Source organism: Rhizobium sp. KNZ14-9A (assembly GCF_056755015.1).
In genome coordinates, this window is the sequence record NZ_JBPGXB010000002.1 from 4,382,291 (window position 1) to 4,401,762 (window position 19,472).

A 19,472-nucleotide genomic window follows, 5' to 3' on the forward strand; every position below is an offset into this window, starting at 1 on the left:
ATGACAAAGTGACAAAAGTCACTGACGGCGGCAGTGACTTTTGAAAGAGATCAAGAAGCTTTTGTTCAACTATCCGTGATTGATCATCACATGGCGGACAGCCGTATAGTCTTCCAGGGCGTAGACAGACATGTCTTTGCCATAGCCTGATTGTTTCAGGCCACCGTGCGGCATCTCATTGACCAGCATGAAATGCGTGTTGATCCAGGTGCAGCCATATTGCAGGCGGGCGGCCGTCTTCATGCCGCGGCCGATATCCTTAGTCCAGACGGAGGAGGCGAGGCCGTAATCGCTGTCGTTTGCCCAGCTCACCGCATCGTCGACATTGGTGAAGCGGGTGACCGAGACGACGGGGCCGAAAACTTCTCGGCGGACGATTTCATCTTCCTGCGTGGCGCCTGCAACGACCGTCGGCGCGAAGAAGAAGCCCTTGTCGCCAGAGACCTTGCCGCCGGTGGTAATTTCCATGTGCTTGTGTTCGGAGGCGCGGGTGACGAAGCTTTCGACGCGATCACGCTGGCGCTTGGAAATCAGCGGGCCGATTTCGTTCTCGGTGTCGTCGGCCTGGTTGAAGCGGATGCTGGAGACGGCAGATGTCAGGTCGGCGACGAAATTGTCGTAGACCTTCGCGTCGGCATAAATGCGGCAGGCGGCCGTGCAGTCCTGGCCGGCATTGTAGTAGCCGAAGGTGCGGATACCCGCGACGACGGCATCGATATCGGCGTCGTCGAAGACAATGACCGGCGCCTTGCCGCCAAGTTCCAGATGGGTGCGCTTGACGGTCTTGGCGGCAGCCTGCAGCACTTTCTTGCCGGTCGCGATGTCGCCGGTGATCGACACCATGTTGATTTTCGGATGGTTGATCAGCGTGTTGCCGACGCTCTCGCCGCGCCCGAGGATGACATTGACCACGCCCTCGGGGAGAATATCGGAAAGCAGCTTTGCCATCTTGAGCGCCGTCAGCGGTGTTTGTTCAGACGGCTTGAAGACGACGGTGTTGCCGCCGGCGATTGCGGGCGCCAACTTCCAGGCCATCATCATCAATGGATAGTTCCACGGCGCAATCGAGCCGACGATGCCGATCGGGTCACGGCGGATCATCGAGGTGTGTCCGGGAAGATATTCGCCGGCGACCGGTCCGTGCAGATTACGCACCGCACCGGCAAAGAAGCGGTAGCAATCGACAATGGCTGGGATCTCGTCATTCAGCACGGCATTGATCGGTTTGCCGCAGTTCAGCGCTTCGAGCGTGGCAAAGCCCTGCGCGTCCTTTTCGATGGCATCGGCGATTTTCAATAGATAGGCGGAGCGTTCGGATGGTGTCGTCTGCGACCAGGCGACAAAGGCCTTCTCCGCCGCATCCACGGCGGCATCGATCTGGCCGAGCGAGGCTTCGGCAAGGTTCAGCACGGTTTCGCCCGTCTTCGGGTTCAGGATGTGCTCTTCCGTTTCCGTGCCGGTCTCGAAGCGGGAACCGATCAGCATTTGAGTGTCCATGGGCGTTCTCCCTTGTGGTTGATCGAGTGGAATGCGGAAGGGGCTCCGCGTCCCATTCCGGTTATTTGCCGGCGCCGGCGATCTGGTCGCCGTCGCGCGTAAGGTAATAGGCTGCCAGGATCGGCAGGAAGGTGACCAGCACGACGACCATCGCGACCACATTGGTGACCGGGCGCTGGCGCGGGCGGATCAGCTCTTCGAGCATCCAGATCGGCAGGGTGGATTGCTGGCCACCGGTGAAGGTGGTGACGATGACTTCGTCGAAGGACAGAGCAAAGGCGAGCATGCCGCCGGCCAGAAGCGCCGTGCCGATATTCGGCAGGATGACATGGCGGAAGGTCTGGAAGCCGTCGGCGCCGAGATCCATGGAGGCTTCGATCAGCGAGCCTGACGTGCGCCGGAAGCGGGCGACGGCGTTGTTGTAGACGACAACCACGCAGAAGGTGGCATGGCCAAGCACGATCGTCCAAACCGAGAAGGGTATGTCGAACAGGCTGAAGGCGGAGCGCAGCGCGATGCCGGTGATGATGCCGGGAAGGGCGATCGGCAGGATGACGAGCAGTGAGATCGCCTCGCGGCCGAAGAATTTCGTCTGGCTGACGGCGGCCGCGCAAAGCGTACCGAGGACCAGCGCGATTGCCGTTGCAATGCAGGCAACCTGCAGGGAGAGGCCAAGTGCCGACCAGACATCCGGCCGGTTCCAGGCGATGCCGAACCATTGCAGCGTCAGGCCGGGTGGCGGCCACTGATAGCTCTTCTCCTCGGTCGTGAAGGCATAGACGAAGATGAGCAGGATCGGCAGATGCAGGAAGAGCAGGCCGCCGGCCGCGGCGATCTTCAGGACGAGGGGTGATTTCTGTCCGCGGTCAGAGCGCATCGAAGGCCCCCATGCGTTTAGCGAGCCAGAGATAGATCGCCATGATGACGATGGGTACGACGGAGAAGGCGGCGGCGAGCGGGACGTTGCCGGCCGTTCCCTGCTGCGTATAGACGGCCTGACCGATGAAGAGGCGTGAGGAGCCGATGATCTGCGGGATGATGTAGTCACCCAGGGTCAGCGAGAATGTGAAGATCGAACCGGCGACGATGCCGGGCAGCGCCAGCGGGAAAAGCACAGTGCGGAATGTCTGGCGCGGGGTGGCGCCGAGATCGGCGGACGCTTCGATCAGATTGCCGGGCACACGTTCGAGTGCTGCCTGCGTCGGCAGTATCATATAGGGCAGCCAGATATAGACGAAGACGATGAAAGTGCCGAGATAGCTGACGGAGAGCGAATTACCGCCGACAACAGGCAAAGCGAGGACGCCGTCGAGCAGCCAGGAGAGATAGAGCTTGTCGAAGAGCCAGGTGAGGATGCCTTCCTTGGCGAGGATCAGCTTCCAGGCGTAGATCTTGACGAGATAGCTCGACCAGAGCGGCAGCATGACACCAAGGTAAAACAGGGCCTTCCATTTTCCTTGCGCATAGCGGGCGGCGTAATAGGCGATCGGGAAGGCGATGACGGCGGAGGCCACCGTCACCAGCGCCGCCATCAGGATGGTTCTGACGATGATGTCGAAATTGCCGGGGTTCAGGAGCTGGGCATAGGTATCGAGGGTGAATTCGTGGTTCACCATCCCCGAGAAATCATCGATCGAGAAGAAACTCTGCAGCAGCAGCGCGATCAACGAGCCGATATAGATGATGCCGAGCCAGAGCAACGGCGGCGTCAGCATCAGGAAGAGAAGCAGTTTCGGGTGACGCCAGAAGCTATCCGACAGGCCGCCGAAGAAACCGCCGCGGCGCGGCAGGATCGAGGTTTCCGCCTTGATCATCGCCAGAGCAGTCATGCCGCATCATCCATGTAATGCACGTCGCCCTGCTGCCACACGAGGCGGATGGCGGTGCCGATATCGGGGATGTCGCTGCCGGCCGGCAGCATGACATGCAGGCACGTTCCCCTGATATCGACGGTAAGCCGGGTCGCCGCGCCGAGGAAGCTGGCATTCTCGACCCTGGCTTCGACGCCGTCAGTGGCGAGGTGAATTGCCTCGGGACGCAGGCTCGCCCAGCGCTTCTCGCCGCCAAGAGCCGTCATGACGTTAGGGGAAATGACATTCGACGAGCCGACGAAATCGGCGACGAAGCGGGTCTTCGGACGGCGGTAGATATCCTGCGGCGTGCCCTGCTGGACGATGCCGCCATTGTTGAAGACCGCAACACGGTCAGCCATGGAGAGCGCCTCCCCCTGATCGTGGGTGACGAAGATGAAGGTGATGCCGAGGGCGCGCTGCAGGCTCTTCAGCTCTTCCTGCATCTGCTCGCGCAGCTTCAGATCCAGAGCGCCTAGGGGCTCATCGAGCAGGAGCACCTGGGGCTTGTTGACGAGTGCGCGGGCGAGCGCTACGCGCTGCCGCTGGCCGCCGGAAAGCTGGCCGGGGCGGCGGCTGCCATAGCCCGGCAGTTTCACCAGTTCCAGCGTCTTTTCAGCCTCTTTGATCCGCTCCGCCTTGCCGACGCCTTTGACCATCAGTCCGTAGGCGACGTTGTCGAGGATATCGAGATGCGGAAAGAGCGCGTAATCCTGAAAGACGGTGTTCACGTTTCGGCGATAGGGCGGGATGCCTTCGGCGGTTTCGCCGAAGATTTCGATATGTCCCGATGTAGGCTGTTCGAAGCCTGCAACCAGCCGCAGGCAGGTGGTCTTGCCGGAACCGGACGGGCCGAGCATGGCGAAGAACTCGCCGGGTACGATTTCGAGATCGACGCCATCGACGGCGCGCACCGCGCCGAAATGGCGAGAGACCTTCTGGAAACGGACGGCGGACGTCATGGGGGCTCCGGAGCTGTATTATCTGAGAGAGGCTTTGATCTTCAAAAGACCCCGCCCCAAACCCCTCCCCACGAGGGGGAGGGGCTTAATCTGCCGCGCCCACGCTCAAACCTTTCGGCGTTTCGGCAGGAATGCGGCGGCGCCACTCTGGGCCCTCCCTTGCGGGGAGGGGTTGGGAAGGGGACTTCGTTTACGTGAACCGGCTTGGCGTTACCGCCCGCCGATCACACCGATATAATCCGATACCCAGCGATGATAGGGTACGCATTCGCTCTCGCTTGCGCATTTGGCGACCGGCGTCTTCCAGAACTTGATCTTGTCGAAGTGATCATAGCCGTTGGTGTTGCAGCCGGCATCGGTCAGAAGTTCATTGCCCTTGCAGGCAGCCGGAACGGATGGCACGGCGCCGAACCAGGCGGCGGCATCACCCTGGACCTTGGCCTTCAGCGAATGTTCCATCCACATATATGCGCAGTTTGGATGTTCGCTGTCGGCGTGCAGCATGGTCGTGTCGGCCCAACCGGTCACACCCTCCTCAGGGAAGGTGGAGGCGATCTTCTGTTTGTCGGCCTGCAGCAGGTTGACCTGGAACGGCCAGGAACCGGAGGCGACAACACCTTCATTCTTGAAGTCGTCGACCTGGATCATCGCATCGTGCCAGTAGCGCGAGACGATCTTGCGCTGGCCGCGCAGCAGGTCGAGAGCAGCCTTGTACTGGTCCTCGTTGAGCTCATAGGGGTCCTTGATGCCGAGATCGGGCTTGTGCGCCATCAGATATAGAGCGGCATCGGCGATGTAGATCGGGCCGTCATAGGCCTGCACGCGGCCCTTATTGGACTTACCATCCGGCAGCTTCTGTTCGTCGAAGACGATATTCCAGCTCGTCGGCGCCTTATCCTTGAAGGCGTCGGTATTGTACATCAGCACGTTCGGCCCCCAGAGATAGGGCACGCCATAGTGGACGTCGCCCACCGTATTCCAGGGCGCATTCTGCAGGCGCTCATCGACAGTCTTGAAGCTCGGGATGAGATCGGTGTTGATCGGCTGGACGCGTTTTCCGGCGACGAGGCGCAATGACGCATCGCCTGATGCGGTGACGAGGTCGAAGCCGCCTTCGTTCATCAGCGCCACCATCTCATCCGAGGTGGCGGCGGTCTTTACGGAAACCTTGCAGCCGGTTTCCTTCTCGAAGTCGGTGACCCAGTCGTAATTCTTGTCGGTCTCGCCGCGCTCGATATAACCGGCCCAGGCGACGATGCTGACGGCGCCTTCCCCCTTGCCCAGTGTCTTCAGCGGTTCGGCAGCGACAACCTGTGTCGCGAAACTCAGGCTCGCGAGCGCAGCAGTGCACGATTTCAGAAGATTCATCGTCTGTCTCCCGGTTCGGTGCCGCTTTTGCGGCGTTTTGTTCCCAGAAGAAAGGGTGACGCGGAAAGGCCGGTTTCGCAAATTCATTTATCAGAAAGGCGATATCGGAAATTCCGATATCTAGCGGGATCTTCCCGATCGCATGTTCTCGGCGATGGCCACGAAATCGCGTGCGGCCTGCGGTAGGCTGGAGCCCTTGCGCCAGACCATGCCGACCTGCACAACGGGCAGAGCGCCGGAGACATCGCGGCTCTCGATACGGTCGCCTTCCAGCGACCAGGGGCGGTAGACGAGATCGGGCAGCAGCGCGACCCCGGCGCCGGTCGCAACCAGGCTGCGCACGGCTTCGACCGAGCGGGTGCGGAAGGCGACATGCGGGCGGGCGCCGAGTGCGGTCAGCAGCTTGCCGGTATTCTCCTCGATTTCATCCACCGTCAGCATGATCAGAGGCTCGCGGGCGATATCGGCGATGGAAATTATATCCGCCGAAACCAGCGGATGCCCCATCGGCAACCAGAGGCGATAGGGTGAGGTTTCAAGGATTTCCGCCTGCAGGGCCATGCGATCACGCAGATTTGAAATCACCATGACGGCGACATCCAGTTCGCCACCGACCAGCAGATGCTCAACGTAGCTGCCATTGTCCTCGATGGCGCTGACCTCCACACCTGGACAGGCGCGGCGATAGCGTGCCAGCAGGTCCGAGAGCACATAGCCCGCAACGAGCGAGGTGACGCCGATATTGAGCGTGCCGGAGGGTATGTTCTCCTGGCCGGAAAAGCTGGTGCGGGCGTCGGAGACCGTTGCCAGGATCTTCGTGGCGTGCCGCAGGAACTGATGGCCGTTGTGGGTGACTGACAGCCCGCGCGGGTGACGCTCGAACAGCACGACGCCAAGGTCGTTTTCGAGTTCCTTCAGCGCCTCCGTTATCGAGGATTGGGAGATCGACAGGTTCTGCGCGGCGCGCGTGACCGAACCCTGTTCGGCAACGGCGACGAAATATTGAATCTGGCGAAGCGTGAAGGCCATGGCATTTTAGAGCACGTGCTTGAGCGATCTGGCAAGCTTGCGAATGGCTGGACCTTTTTTGGTATTTATTCAATTCGAGACAAAGTCGGACGGTCCACTTAAAGATTCGGAAACGTCATTTCCTTAGCTTCACAGTCACTTGTATTGCGTTGGAGTTTTCAGATGGCGGAGCAGTTGGCGTGAAGGCCTTACTGCGCATATTCCGGCCTTCCCGGAAATTGGCTTTGATCATCGGTGGTAGCGCCCTGTTAGCGGGCGTTTCCGGCGGTGCTGCGGTTTATGTCGGTAAAGACAGGCTGCTCGGTGATGAGGAATCGGCCGATGGCGTGGCCTGCACCGACGTCAATCTGGTGACGATCAAGAAGCAGGATCACGTCTGGGTACGCAAATACATCAAGACCGAACCTGTTGACGGCATGACGCGCATCAAGACGGCATTGCGTGTCGCTCAGGCGGTCTATGAAGCACAGAAGCCCGACCTCGTGCAGGTCGTCGTCCTCGACGAGAATGGTCCGACCTTGCGCTCGGATATTCGCGGCCGGGCGATCGGTGCCGATGTGGTCTATATTGCGCATCCCGACAAGATGGTCGAAGGGCTCGACGACAAGCCCTATACGGCCCGTTATTATGACGGCAAGGCGAGCGAGCAGGGCCTCTTTTATGGCGAACGCATCGAATTGCCGGACGATCGGATCGCGGTGCTGAATGCGAGCCTCAAGGATCCTGCCGATTGCATCGATCCCGTTGCTGTTGCCTCCACCAAGAAGGAGAGCAAGCCGGCAACCGGCGAAAAGGGCGCCGCGCCCAAGGATGCCGAGGAACCGTCTGCTGAAGAGCAGGCTGCCAAGGATGCTGCCACCCCTGCAGGAGACGCTCCCGCAGAGGAGCCGCCTGTCAAGAGCGGGCACTAATTCCGAAAATGATCAGGCGGCGGGCTTGATAATTTCCCTTATCAATGAGACGTCGCGCGCTGGCGGCTGACCGAAGAAGCGCGCATATTCCCTGGTGAATTGCGAGGCGCTTTCATAGCCCACGGCATAGGCGACCGAGGATGCATTTCCGGATCGGGCAATCAGAAGCTGGCGGGCCTGCAGCAGCCTGATATGCTTCTGGAACTGGATTGGGCTCATCGCCGTCACGGCCTTGAAATGCCGATGAAATGCTGACAGGCTCATGGAGGCGAGACCGGCTAATTTCTCGACCTCGATCGCCTCGGCATAGTGTTCACGCACCCAGCGAATGGCGAGCCTTATCCGCGACAGGGCACTGTCGGGTGCTGCAATGTCGCGTAATATCCAGCCCTGTGGCCCCTGCAGCACGCGATAGAGAATTTCGCGCTCATAGGCCGGGGCAAGGGCAGGGATATCCTGAGGCCTCTCCATGAGCTGCAGCATTCTTAACCAGGCGCTCAGAAGCTCCGGTGTCATGCGGCAGACCGAATAGCCACTGCCTTGCCCTTCCTGATAGGCCTGTGGCGGAAGGTCCATGAGCAAGGCTGCGACCCTTGCCGGATCGAGTGACAGGCTGACACCGATATAGGGTCTGTCGGGACCGGCCTGCTGGACCATTCCGGTTGCGGGTATGTCGATGGAGATTACGAAATAGGTCGTGGGATCGTAATAGTAGTCCTGACCGGCGATCGTCAGCGTCTTGCTGCCATCGAGGATCAGGTTGATCATGGGTTCGTAGACGGCCCCGAGCCTGTGTTCGGGAATCTCTCCCTTGACCATCAATATGCCGGGTATGCCGGTTTCCGTCGGGCGGTTTTCTGCGTGGGCCGTCAGGCGGCGCATTTCTTCGAGCATTGTCTGCATAAGGAAATCCTGACCCAGCTCGTCATCGCGCGCAAGACAAAAGCAGGAATAGGCAAGAACGAGGCAGTTTCCGGCGGAGTAGCGGCCCGCTGTTTCCCATAGCTTCCGGCCATCGAAAGCAAGGAGACAGAAATGAAAATCGCAATCATTACTGGTGGCAGCCGGGGCATTGGTCAATCGGCCGCACAGGAATGCGCAAGGCGGGGCATGGGAGTCATCATCACCTACAACAGCCATAAGCCAGGCGCCGATGAAGCCGTGGCTGAGATCAAAGCGGCAGGCGGTCACGCGGTTGCGCTCGCTCTTGATGTCGGCGATGCCGCAGGTTTTCCGTCCTTCGTGGACGAGGTCAAGCGGTTGCTCTCTACCTATTGGGGCCGTAGCGATTTCGATTGCCTGGTCAATAATGCCGGGTTCGGCATGTTCAATCTGATGGAAACGGTAACGATGGACCAGTTCGACGCGCTCATGAACGTGCACCTGAAGGGCCCGTTCTTCCTGACACAGGCGCTGTTGCCGCTGATGGCGGATGGTGGTGTGATCCTCAATGTGACGAGCGCCTCGGTGCGTGTCGCAACGGCCGGCGTTGCGCCTTACGCGGCTCTCAAGTCCGGACTTGAGACCTTGACCCGCTATCAGGCGAAGGAATTCGGCAATCGTAAGATCCGCGCAAATGCCATCTCGCCGGGTCCCATCCGCACCAATCTTGCCGATGCTGCGCTGGATAAGAACCCGGAATTTGCCGCACTGCTTGCTTCACAAACAGCGCTTGGCCGCATCGGCGAAGCCGAGGATGTCGGCCGTGTCATCGCCATGCTCGCCTCTGAGGACGGCGCCTGGATCAATGCGCAGACGATCGAGGTCGCCGGCGGTTACATGATCTGAGGCATGGTCTCTCGGACAAAAGAAAACGGAGCGTCCTTTCGGGCGCTCCGTTTTTCATTCAAACAATCCGTTTCTTAGTCGGCCTTGTTGCGGCGGGCCGGGAAGAGGATCACGTCGCGGATCGACGGCGCGTTGGTGAGCAGCATGATCAGGCGGTCGACGCCGATGCCGAGACCACCTGCGGGCGGCATGCCCTGGTCGATCGCATCGAGGAATTCCTCGTCGAGCTGCTTTTCCTTTTCACCGCGGGCATGGGCCTGCTCGAGCTGCTCGACCATGCGGCGGCGCTGCTCTTCCGGATCGTTGAGTTCGGAGAAGGCGTTGCCGAGTTCCCAGGCGTTGCAATAGGTCTCGAAACGTTCTACGAGGCGCGGTTCGCCCGGCACTTCCTTGGCGAAGGGTGATATGTCCTTCGGGAAATGGGTAACGTGCGAAGGCTGGATCAGCGTTTGCTCGACCTTCTCTTCGAAGATGAAGGCGAGGCATTCGCCCCAGGTCCAGTCCTTCTCAACCTCGAAGCCGGCTGCCTTGGCGGCAGCGCGGGCTTCCTCGTCGGTCTTGATCGCCAGGAAGTCGATACCGGTCGCTTCCTTGACGGCATCAGGCATTGGGACGCGCTTGAACGGCCCCTTGAAGGACATGGTCTTGTCGCCGAAGGGGAATTCCGTCGTGTCGTGGATGGCGAGCGCCAGGCTCTCGAACAGCCGCTCGACGAGGTCCATGATGTCCTCGTAATCTGCATAGGCCCAGTAGCACTCCATCATGGTGAATTCCGGATTGTGCCGGGTGGAGACGCCTTCGTTGCGGAAATTGCGGTTGATCTCGAAGACCTTGTCGGTGAGGCCCGACACCAGCGTGCGCTTCAGGAACAGTTCCGGCGCGATGCGCAGGTACATGTCGAGCTTCAGCGTGTTGTGATGCGTCTTGAACGGCTCGGCGGTGGCGCCGCCATAGACCGAATGCAGCATCGGCGTTTCGACTTCCATAAAGCCGTCATTTTCCATGAAGCGGCGGATGCCGGAGAGGATCTTCGAGCGCTGCTGGAAGCGCAGCTTCGATTCCTCATTGGTCATGATGTCGAGATGGCGCTTGCGGTAACGCAGCTCGATGTCGGAGAGGCCGTGCCACTTTTCGGGCATCGGAAGCAGCGACTTGGTGAGCATCTCGATCTTCTGAGCGTTGATCGTCAGCTCGCCGCGCTTGGTGCGGCGCACGACACCGGTGACGCCGATGATGTCGCCGATGTCGATCATCGGCAGAAGCGCACGAGCTTCTTCCGGGGTCGTGTCCTTGTGACTGAAAATCTGGATCTTGCCGCCGGCGTCGTGGATATCCATGAACATGCCGGAGTTGCGCGACGAGTAAACGCGGCCAGCGACGGTCACGACATCCTGTGTCTCGACGTCAGGTTCCAGGCCCTCGTATTTCGCGGCCAATTCGGCATTGGTCAGCGTGCGGTGGAAATGCGCCGGATAGACGTCGCCGATCTGCTCGCGCAGCAGCTTCAGCTTCTGGGCGCGCACTTCCGTTGCGTCGGAAGAAAGGGTGTTTTCGGTCTTGTTGTCAGCCATTGTCGAAATCCTCTGACTGTTCTTACTTCGAGCCAACGAGGGCGGCGACGGCCTGCGATGCGAGCTTCAGGCGCTGGCGAACGACCGAGCGGCCGAGGATCGCCATGGAATCGAAGAGCGGAAGCGAGCGCGACGAGCCGGAAACGGCAACGAAGAGCGGCGCTACCACGACCTTCAGTTTCTTGCCCATGCGGTCGGCGATGGCACGCAGTTCGGCTTCGATCGTCTCGACATTCCATTCCAGGATCTTTTCGAGATCGGGCTGGACGGTGTTGAGGATTTCCAGGATCTCTTCCGGCGGCGACTTGATCTTGGCGAAGTCGGACGGCTGCAGGCCGAGATCGGACTTCAGCAGAAAGCCTGCGAGATCGGGCAGTTCGCCGAGCTTGGAGATGCGCGTCTGCGACAGGCGCATGCCCGCCATCAGGCGATCGTTTTCCATCGCCCAGTTGAGCACGCGGTCGCGGAAGTCCTCTTCGGACAGCTTTTCGCGGATCCAGCGTCCATTCAGCCAGTCGAGCTTCTGGATGTCGAAGATCGCGCCGGCCTTGGAGAGGTTTTCCGGATCGAACTTTTCGGACAGCTCTTCCATGGTCAGAAGTTCTTCGCCTTCGGAAATCTGGATGAAGAACAGGCCGAGGAAGTTCATCAGCGCTTCGGGGATGTAGCCGAGGGCGGAATAATAGGAGATCGAGGTCGGGTTCTTGCGCTTCGACAGCTTCGACTTGTCGGCGTTGCGCATCAACGACAGATGCATGAACACTGGCTGGTCCCAGCCGAAATAGCGATAGAGCAGAATGTGCTTTGGCACGGATGCCAGCCACTCTTCGCCACGCGCGACGTGGGTGATCTTCATCAGATGGTCGTCGATGACGTTTGCCATATGATAGGTCGGCATGCCGTCGGCCTTGATCAACACCTGCATGTCGACGGAATCCCACGGGATCGACACATCGCCATAGACGCCGTCGGTGAAGTCGCACGAGCCTTCGGTCGGGATCTTCATGCGGATGACGGTGGTTTCGCCGGCTGCCATGCGCGAGGTGACTTCCTCGGCCTTGAGCGTCAGGCAGAGACCATCATATTTCGGTGGCTTGCCGGCGGCGCGCTGGCTTTCGCGCATCTGCTCCAGCCGCTCGGGCGTGCAGAAACAGCGGAAGGCATGGCCCTTGTCGAGCAGTTCCTGGGCGTAGGGCTGATACATGTCCTTGCGGTCGGACTGGCGATAGGGGCCGTAGGGGCCGCCGATATCGGGGCCTTCCTTCCATTCCAGCCCGCACCATCTCAGCGCATCCAGCACTTTGGTCTCGAATTCCGGGGTCGAGCGCGTCGCATCGGTATCCTCGATGCGCAAGATGAACTCGCCGCCGTGCTTCTTGGCAAAGAGATAGTTGAAGAGAGCGATGTAAGCGGTGCCGACATGCGGCTCGCCGGTCGGCGAGGGAGCGATGCGGACGCGGACGCCGGAAGCTGTCATTTTATGTGCCCGTCAATGAATGCCGAGCGGCTTTTCACTGAAAGCGACGTCCGGCCTGGAGAATGCAGATATCAACCAGAAATCGGCTGGAGCAAGGCGTCTGCCCGCATAATCCGCCGATTATCCGTGTGGCTGCGCTTAGGCCATATTCAAAAGGGCGCGTCAAGAAAAACCGCTTCCAGCGGGCCTCTTCCGGCCCCTCCGGGCGACCGTTTCGAATGATCTGTTCTTCGAAGTGAAACCCGGCGACGACATGAAACAGGCGATGTCTGTGCTTTTCACCACGGCCACCATGCACAGAGGAACCTCCGCCTTACCGAGTAAGGCGGAGGCAACAATTGGGTCTCAGATGGATGGACCGCCTTAGTGGCCGCCCTCACGCTTTCGCCGGCGCGCGTTCCTCGCCAGCATGTTCAGCATCTCCACGAGGGCCGAGAAGGCCATGGCGGCGTAGACGTAGCCCTTCGGCACGTGGAAGCCCATGCCATCGGCAATCAGCGTCGTGCCGATCATCAGCAGGAAGGCGAGCGCCAGCATGACGATCGTCGGATTGCGCTCGATGAAATTGGCCAGCGGCGTTGCGGCGACGAGCATGACCGTGACGGCAGCGATGACGGCGATGATCATGATCGGCAGATGCGGGGTCATGCCGACGGCGGTGATGATGCTGTCCACTGAGAAGACGAGATCGAGCAGCAGGATCTGGCCGATCGCCGAGGCGAAGCTTGTACCTGTCGCGCCTGCAATGAAATTCTCGTGCTGATCCTCCGGATCGACATTGTGATGGATTTCCTTGGTGGCCTTCCAGACGAGGAAGAGACCGCCGGCGATCAGGATGAGATCCTTCCAGGAGAAGCCGTGGCCGAAAAGCTCGAAAAGAGGTTCGGTGAGCTGGACGATCCAGGCGATGGTGCCGAGCAGGGCAAGACGCATGACGAGAGCAAGGGCGATACCAGTCTTGCGGGCTCTTTCCCGATGCTCGGGCGGCAGTTTGTTGGTGAGGATGGAGATGAAGATGAGGTTGTCGATCCCGAGAACCACTTCCATCACCACGAGCGTGACAAGCGCCACCCAGGCAGCCGGGTCCTGAATGAGCGTCATGATATCCTGCATCGGCGTATTTCCCCCTTGCGTCGCATATGGACGCGGACAATGTATCGTTGCGGCCCTGCCGGGCAAGCGCCGCAAGGGGGTATACGAAAACGGTCAGGCTTTTATTCCTTGATCGGCAGCCAGATTTCCGTTCCGCCCATCCCCGTGTGGGGATCGAAGCGCTCATCGTAGCGTTCGAACATGTCGGGCATGCTGCCGTGTTCGAGGCCTGAAGTCGGCCACCAGTTGCCGAAGATCAGGTCCATCGTGGCCGGTATACCGGAAACATGACCGCGGTGAGAGAAGACGGCGTAGCGCTGGGTCGGCAGCTTCAGTGTGGCAAAGCCATCCGGCAGATCGTCCGCATCGGATACCTCGACGGCCGCCATGTAACGGAATTTCTCTACTTCTCCATCGATATGGGTGCAGATCCCGTAGGCGACATTACCCTTCTGGTTGGGGATATGGCCGAAATGCTGGTTGAACTTCTGCCAGAGCGAGGGGATCGCGGCATTACCGCCATAGGCGTAGGTTTCCTGCAGGCCGGCAAAAAGCATCGGCTGAAGGGTTTCGAAACGCGGCGGTTCCAGATCGGTAAGGCTTGCGGTTTTCATCCTGATAGGCTCCATCAAAGCGAGATTGCGAATGTGCCCCTGTCGGCGCACCGCTTCCGGTGTCATGCCGAATTGGTCGCGGAAGGCACGGGTGAAAGCCTCGTGCGAGCCGTAGCCTGCGTCGAGGGCAACCTCGAGAATGCTGGATGAGCCTGAGATGAGAGACAGCGCGGCGCCGCTCAGACGCCGTGCGCGGATATAGCCGCTGATCGAATGGCCGGTTACCAGACCAAAGACGCGCGAAAGATGGTAGCGCGACAATCCGGCGGCTTCTGCGATCTCATCGAGGCTTATATCGGTTTCGAAATGGCTCTCGATGAACCATATCGCCCGTCCGATGGCGCTCATCTCTTCTCCCCTGGTTGCCGCTTCATTCCTAGATGAAATGCGGCGGCCGGATTTGATCGCTATTGCGCAAATCCGGCAGAAAACCAATCAGGGTCGGGATGGGGATCAGGCGGGCTCGTATTTGCGCACGCCATAGGCGGCCATGAAGACAAAGATCGCGCCGCGGATGACGCGCTCAATCTCGTTGCGCGGCGGCGGGCCTTCCATGTTGCCGAAGAGGCGCAGCTTGAAGAAGCTGCCGCTTGCAAGGTCGAGAAACTGGCCGGCGGCGAGATCGATATCGTCGATCTTCAGGGTGCCGGCTTGCACATGCCGCTCCAGGAAGTCGTGCATGATGGTGCGCAGGTTCTGCGGCCCCTTGAAGAAGCGCTGACAGAGAAGGGGCATGCGCTCACGCACACCGAGCACGGTGCGCATGGCGTCGATGACCTTGTCTTCGGTCATATGGGTGACGAAGGTTATCCCGAATTCGTGTAGACCGGCCTCGACATCGTCGTGCTCCGCAAGGACCATGCGCACGGCTGCGACGAAGGCGGCGCGCTCGGTCTCGACCATGGCGTGGAAGAGTTCTTCCTTGTTGGCGAAGTAGACATAAAGCGTTCCTTTGGAAACGCCGGCCTCGCGGGTCACGTCATTCATGCTGGCCGCGTCGAAGCCCATCTTCAGGAATACGCGCCTGGCACCATCAAGGATCTGCTGGCGCTTGGCAGGATCCTCACCCGCAGCAAAGCGGCCTCCCGGAACGGGTGGGCTGAATACGGCGGTCTCCTCGGGCTTCAGTGTCATGTCTCCTTAACCGTCTTGGCGAATTCGTGTTTTCTTTTAAAGAAATCGAACCGATTGGTTCTATGCATCTTGATATGAAGTCAAAAACCATTTATGTCAACTGAACCGAACCGTTCAGTTCGATTATTTTACTCCAGATCGGTAGCCTGTCTATGTCGACAAACCAGAAAAGCAACGTCGCGCGCATCGTCAGCGAAAATGCCGACGCCGAAGAGGCAAAAGCGGAAACCGCAGTTCCCGTTGAAGCCCCGAAGGCCGAGGCACCGCAGACGGCTCCCGCGCAGTCCGCGCCTGCTGTCGCACCGGCTCCGTCTGCCCCGAAGAAGCGCCGTAGCCTCGTACTGCCCGTCATCGTGCTCGCTTTTCTCGCCGGTGCCGGCTGGTATGGCTACGACTGGTGGACCAATGGCCGCTTCATGGTGTCGACCGACGACGCATACATCGAGGGCGATATCGCGACGATATCGCCGAAGGTCACCGGCTATGTCGCGAAGGTGAATGTTGTCGCCAACCAGGAAGTCAAGGCAGGCGACGTTCTCGCTACCCTTGATAACGGCGACTACCAGAACGCCCTCGACCAGGCCAACGCTCAGATCGAAACCGAGCAGCTGTCGCTCAGCCGCATCGATGCGCAGATCGAAGGCGCCAAGGCGAGCCTCGTGCAAGCCCAGGCCCAGAAGACTGCCCTCGAGGCCACCGTGCGCGGCGCGGAGATCAAGCAGAAGCGTCAGAGCGACCTGCAGGCGAAGTCGGTCGGCACCACCGCAGATCTCGATGATGCGAATACGGCTCTTGATCAGGCGAAGGCAAATCTTGCCGGCGGCGATGCCAATATCGTTGCTGCCCAGGCCAATATTGCCATCCTCGAAGCCCAGCGCAAGGAAGCGGAGGGTTCCGTCCGTACGCTGGAAATCCAGCGCGACAAAGCCGCCCGCGACCTTTCCTTCACGGTGCTGAAGGCACCCTATGATGGCGTCGTCGGCAATCGTGCGGTTCAGGAAGGCGATCTCGTCTCGCCCGGCCAGCGGCTGATGGCGCTCGTGCCGACCCGCCAGCTCTATATCGACGCCAACTTCAAGGAAACGCAGATCCAACATCTCGTTGCCGGCTCGAAGGTGAACGTGCATGTCGATGCCTATAGCGATTATCCTGTTGTCGGCACCGTTGAATCGATCGCGCCGGCCTCCGGCTCGGTCTTCTCGATGCTACCGCCGGAAAATGCGACTGGTAATTTCACCAAGATCATCCAGCGCGTGCCGGTTCGCATCGCCTTGCCGCAGGATGCGCTTGATAGCGGCCGCCTGCGCGCCGGTCTCAGCGTCGTCGTCGACGTCGATACCCGCACGGCGCCGGTGAAGTAAGCGCCAGGGCGGAGGTAATCCCATGGCCGGGAGCGCGACAGCAACGGCAGGTTCGATCCCGGCAGCGCCTGCGCTTGCCGCCGATCGCATGGATCCCAAAAGGCTCATCGCTTTCTTCGCGATGGTGCTTGGCATGTTCATGTCGATCCTCGACATTCAGATCGTCTCCGCTTCGCTCGCCGAAATCCAGGCAGGCCTATCTGCCGGCACGGACGAAATCGGCTGGGTGCAAACTGCTTATCTGATCGCCGAAGTCATCATGATCCCGCTGTCGGGCACGCTGGCTCGTATCATCTCGACACGGTATCTCTTCGCAATCTCGGCTGCCGGTTTCACCATGGCGAGCGCCCTGGCCGCAACGGCGACGAATATCGACCAGATGATCGTCTACCGTGTCATTCAGGGCTTCATCGGCGGCGGCATGATCCCCTCGGTCTTCGCGGCCGCCTTCACGATCTTCCCGCCGTCGAAGCGTGCGATTGTCTCGCCGATCATTGGCCTCATCGCGACGCTGGCGCCGACCATAGGCCCGACGGTCGGCGGTTACCTGAGCCATGCCTTCTCCTGGCACTGGCTGTTCCTGGTCAATATCGTGCCCGGTATCATCGTCACGATCGTCACCTGGAATTTCATCGATTTCGACAAGCCGGAACTGTCGCTCTTCAAGAAGTTCGACTGGTACGGCCTGCTGTCTATGGGTGTTTTCCTTGGCGCACTGGAATATGTGCTGGAAGAAGGCAATTCGAACGACTGGTTCAACGACAGCTACATCGTCATCGGCGCCGTTGCCTCCGCCGTCGCCTGTGTCGTCTTTTTCTACCGGGCCTTCACGGTGGAATTTCCGGTCGTCGATCTCACGGCCTTTGCCAACCGCAATTTCTCCTTTGGTTCGGTGTTCTCCTTCGTCATGGGCATCGGCCTTTACGGGCTCACTTATATCTATCCGGTCTATCTCGGCCGCATCCGCGGTTACGATTCGCAGATGATCGGCGAGACGATGTTCGTGTCGGGCCTTGCGATGTTCTTCACCGCGCCGATTGCTGGCCGGCTCTCGACGAAACTCGACCTGCGTTTCATGATGGCGATCGGTTTCGTGAGCTTTGCGGCCGGCACGTATATCATGACGCATTTGACGCAGGACTGGGACTTCTACGAGCTCTTCATCCCGCAGATCCTGCGCGGTTTCGGCCTGATGATGTGCATGGTGCCGATCAACAACATTGCGCTCGGCACCCTGCCGCCGCAGCGTATCCGTGGCGCATCCGGCCTCTTCAACCTGACGCGTAACCTCGGCGGCGCCGTTGGCCTTGCTGTTATCAACACGGTGCTGACCACCCGACAGGACGTGCACTACGAACGCCTGCGTGAAAACGTGCACTGGGGCAACACCGCTGCGATCGACCAGATGAACAACATGACCAACAACTTCAATAATTGGGGTCTGGATGGTGCGAATGTTGCAGTCAAGCAGATGGTCGGTTTGGCCACCAAACAGGCGATGATCCTTTCGTTCGGCGACATTTTCCTGATGCTGACTGTGCTTTTCCTGGCGATGGTCCTTGGCGTCTTCATGATCAAGAAACCCGCGCCGCAAGGCGGCGGGGGAGGCGGTGGCGGCCACTGACCTCCGGCCGTCATTGCGAGAAAGGCCCTCTTCGGAGGGCCTTTTTGTTTTTCTGCACGGGTCGCTTCAGTTCCCCTTCAACAGGGTGTTTGCCACCTCGCGCACTTTTTGATTTACGTACATCAAATTTGGCGCTAATGGTCTCGTCCAGGAGGAGTGATGAGGCCAACCGTTCATGATATCGCCGCTGCGGCGGGCGTCAGTCTTGCGACCGTGGACCGGGTTCTGAACCAGCGTCCGGGCGTGCGCCATGTGACGCGGGAGAAGGTCGAAACCGCGATCCGAGATCTCGGCTATGTGCGCGACGTGGCCGCTGCAAACCTTGCCAAAGGTCGCGTCTATCCGCTGACCTTCATCTTGCCCGCCAGCGACAACTCCTTCATGCATGGCCTGAATGCCGAAATCCGCACAGCGATCGCGCGCTCGGTCGCCGAGCGTACGGATATCCGCATCGTCGAGGTGCCCGCCTTCGATCCGCAGGCGCTGGTGCGTGAGTTGGAAATGCTCGCGGCCGAAAAGCCCTCCGGCGTCGCGCTCGTGGCCACCGACGCACCCGATGTGCGCGCCGCTGTCGACCGGCTGGTGAAAGATGGCATTCCGGTCGTCACGCTCGTTTCCGATCTGACGGGTTCGCTGCGCCACCACTATGCCGGCGTCGACAATATTGCCGCAGGGCGCACCGCTGCGCGTCTGCTCGGACGTTTCCTTGGCGGCGCCAAGGGCGAGATTGCCATTCTGGCCGGCTCCATGCTGGTACGCGACCATCGCGAACGCCTAGAGGGCTTCGCCGCCGTCATGGCTCAGGAGTTTCCGGCGCTGCATCTATTATCGGTTCTCGAAGGCCGGGACGACCCTGAAGTTGCCCACATGCTGATTGCCGATGCGCTTGGGAAGAACGACGGCATCATCGGCATTTACAGTCTCGGTGCCGGTAATCGTGGTCTGATCCGAGCGCTCAAGGAAAAGGCAGCAGACAGGTCGCTGACGGTGATTGCGCATGAATTGACGGCACATACGCGCGCTGCCCTTCTCGACGGCACTATCGACGCAATCCTCAATCAGGATGCCGGCCATGAGGTGCGCAGCGCGATCCGTGTTCTCAAGGCAAAGGCGGACGGGCTTTCGGTCATCGACGCGCAGGAGCGCATTCGCCTCGACATATTCCTGAAAGACAATCTGCCGTAACGGCAAAGG

The 19,472-nt window shown here is 60.0% G+C and carries 17 protein-coding genes; 5 read left to right on the top strand and 12 right to left on the bottom strand.

The genetic code is table 11. The annotated features are described in order from the left end of the window. Positions 1 to 69: 69 nt before the first annotated feature. From ACR9ZQ_RS28430 to ACR9ZQ_RS28455, 6 genes are all read right to left on the bottom strand, one after another. On the bottom strand, positions 70 to 1,497 hold the full coding sequence (locus tag ACR9ZQ_RS28430) for a gamma-aminobutyraldehyde dehydrogenase (RefSeq protein ID WP_310383843.1): 1,428 nt from the start codon (positions 1,495 to 1,497) through the stop codon (positions 70 to 72). A 61-nt stretch (positions 1,498 to 1,558) separates the two neighbouring features. Then, positions 1,559 to 2,374 carry an ABC transporter permease gene (locus tag ACR9ZQ_RS28435; RefSeq protein WP_442206470.1) on the bottom strand — a complete coding sequence of 272 codons (816 nt, stop codon included), beginning with the start codon at positions 2,372 to 2,374 and terminating at the stop codon, positions 1,559 to 1,561. Beyond that, the gene (locus ACR9ZQ_RS28440) at positions 2,364 to 3,326 is read right to left on the bottom strand and encodes an ABC transporter permease (RefSeq protein ID WP_113324696.1); all 963 of its coding nucleotides are present in this window, start codon (positions 3,324 to 3,326) and stop codon (positions 2,364 to 2,366) included. Before ACR9ZQ_RS28440 ends, ACR9ZQ_RS28435 begins: the two co-directional genes overlap by 11 nt. Next, positions 3,323 to 4,309, bottom strand: a complete 987-nt coding sequence (locus ACR9ZQ_RS28445) for an ABC transporter ATP-binding protein (protein ID WP_481429148.1) — start codon at positions 4,307 to 4,309, stop codon at positions 3,323 to 3,325. The genes ACR9ZQ_RS28440 and ACR9ZQ_RS28445 overlap by 4 nt, the downstream gene beginning before the upstream one ends. Positions 4,310 to 4,519: 210 nt before the next feature. Next, positions 4,520 to 5,677, bottom strand: coding sequence for an ABC transporter substrate-binding protein (locus tag ACR9ZQ_RS28450; RefSeq protein ID WP_310383836.1), 1,158 nt, complete (start codon positions 5,675 to 5,677; stop codon positions 4,520 to 4,522). Between the two features lie 120 nt (positions 5,678 to 5,797). Then, positions 5,798 to 6,706 (bottom strand): LysR family transcriptional regulator, encoded by a 909-nt coding sequence (locus ACR9ZQ_RS28455; protein ID WP_310383834.1) that lies wholly within the window; start codon positions 6,704 to 6,706, stop codon positions 5,798 to 5,800. 179 nt (positions 6,707 to 6,885) lie between these two features. Here ACR9ZQ_RS28455 and ACR9ZQ_RS28460 point away from each other — a divergent pair, with 179 nt between their 5' ends. Then, positions 6,886 to 7,617 (top strand): hypothetical protein, encoded by a 732-nt coding sequence (locus ACR9ZQ_RS28460; RefSeq protein WP_481429149.1) that lies wholly within the window; start codon positions 6,886 to 6,888, stop codon positions 7,615 to 7,617. Positions 7,618 to 7,629: 12 nt separating this feature from the next. Here ACR9ZQ_RS28460 and ACR9ZQ_RS28465 read toward each other — a convergent pair whose 3' ends face one another. Beyond that, positions 7,630 to 8,520: an AraC family transcriptional regulator gene (locus tag ACR9ZQ_RS28465; protein WP_310383830.1), complete on the bottom strand. Its 891-nt coding sequence runs from the start codon at positions 8,518 to 8,520 to the stop codon at positions 7,630 to 7,632. A gap of 132 nt (positions 8,521 to 8,652) precedes the next feature. Here ACR9ZQ_RS28465 and ACR9ZQ_RS28470 point away from each other — a divergent pair, with 132 nt between their 5' ends. Then, positions 8,653 to 9,405 carry an SDR family NAD(P)-dependent oxidoreductase gene (locus ACR9ZQ_RS28470; protein WP_310383827.1) on the top strand — a complete coding sequence of 251 codons (753 nt, stop codon included), beginning with the start codon at positions 8,653 to 8,655 and terminating at the stop codon, positions 9,403 to 9,405. Between the two features lie 74 nt (positions 9,406 to 9,479). Here ACR9ZQ_RS28470 and lysS read toward each other — a convergent pair whose 3' ends face one another. From lysS to ACR9ZQ_RS28495, 5 genes are all read right to left on the bottom strand, one after another. Further along, positions 9,480 to 10,976, bottom strand: a complete 1,497-nt coding sequence (lysS, locus tag ACR9ZQ_RS28475) for a lysine--tRNA ligase (RefSeq protein WP_310383825.1) — start codon at positions 10,974 to 10,976, stop codon at positions 9,480 to 9,482. Between the two features lie 22 nt (positions 10,977 to 10,998). Beyond that, positions 10,999 to 12,453 (bottom strand): glutamate--tRNA ligase, encoded by a 1,455-nt coding sequence (gene gltX / locus ACR9ZQ_RS28480; RefSeq protein WP_310383823.1) that lies wholly within the window; start codon positions 12,451 to 12,453, stop codon positions 10,999 to 11,001. A 363-nt stretch (positions 12,454 to 12,816) separates the two neighbouring features. Next, on the bottom strand, positions 12,817 to 13,566 hold the full coding sequence (locus tag ACR9ZQ_RS28485; protein WP_113321931.1) for a TerC family protein: 750 nt from the start codon (positions 13,564 to 13,566) through the stop codon (positions 12,817 to 12,819). Positions 13,567 to 13,667: 101 nt separating this feature from the next. After that, positions 13,668 to 14,507: an AraC family transcriptional regulator gene (locus ACR9ZQ_RS28490; protein WP_310383820.1), complete on the bottom strand. Its 840-nt coding sequence runs from the start codon at positions 14,505 to 14,507 to the stop codon at positions 13,668 to 13,670. Positions 14,508 to 14,612: 105 nt separating this feature from the next. Continuing rightward, on the bottom strand, positions 14,613 to 15,293 hold the full coding sequence (locus tag ACR9ZQ_RS28495) for a TetR/AcrR family transcriptional regulator (protein WP_481429150.1): 681 nt from the start codon (positions 15,291 to 15,293) through the stop codon (positions 14,613 to 14,615). Between the two features lie 152 nt (positions 15,294 to 15,445). Between ACR9ZQ_RS28495 and ACR9ZQ_RS28500 the strand changes: the two genes are divergently transcribed. The 3 genes from ACR9ZQ_RS28500 (at position 15,446) to ACR9ZQ_RS28510 (ending at position 19,463) form a co-directional block, all read left to right on the top strand. Further along, entirely contained in the window at positions 15,446 to 16,654 is a 1,209-nt protein-coding gene (locus ACR9ZQ_RS28500; RefSeq protein WP_113321928.1) for an HlyD family secretion protein, read from the top strand. A gap of 22 nt (positions 16,655 to 16,676) precedes the next feature. Next, positions 16,677 to 18,278, top strand: coding sequence for a DHA2 family efflux MFS transporter permease subunit (locus tag ACR9ZQ_RS28505; protein WP_481429151.1), 1,602 nt, complete (start codon positions 16,677 to 16,679; stop codon positions 18,276 to 18,278). Between the two features lie 159 nt (positions 18,279 to 18,437). Next, a complete protein-coding gene (locus tag ACR9ZQ_RS28510; RefSeq protein ID WP_310383816.1) occupies positions 18,438 to 19,463 on the top strand; it encodes a LacI family DNA-binding transcriptional regulator in 1,026 nt (341 codons plus the stop codon). The last annotated feature ends 9 nt before the right edge of the window (positions 19,464 to 19,472 follow it).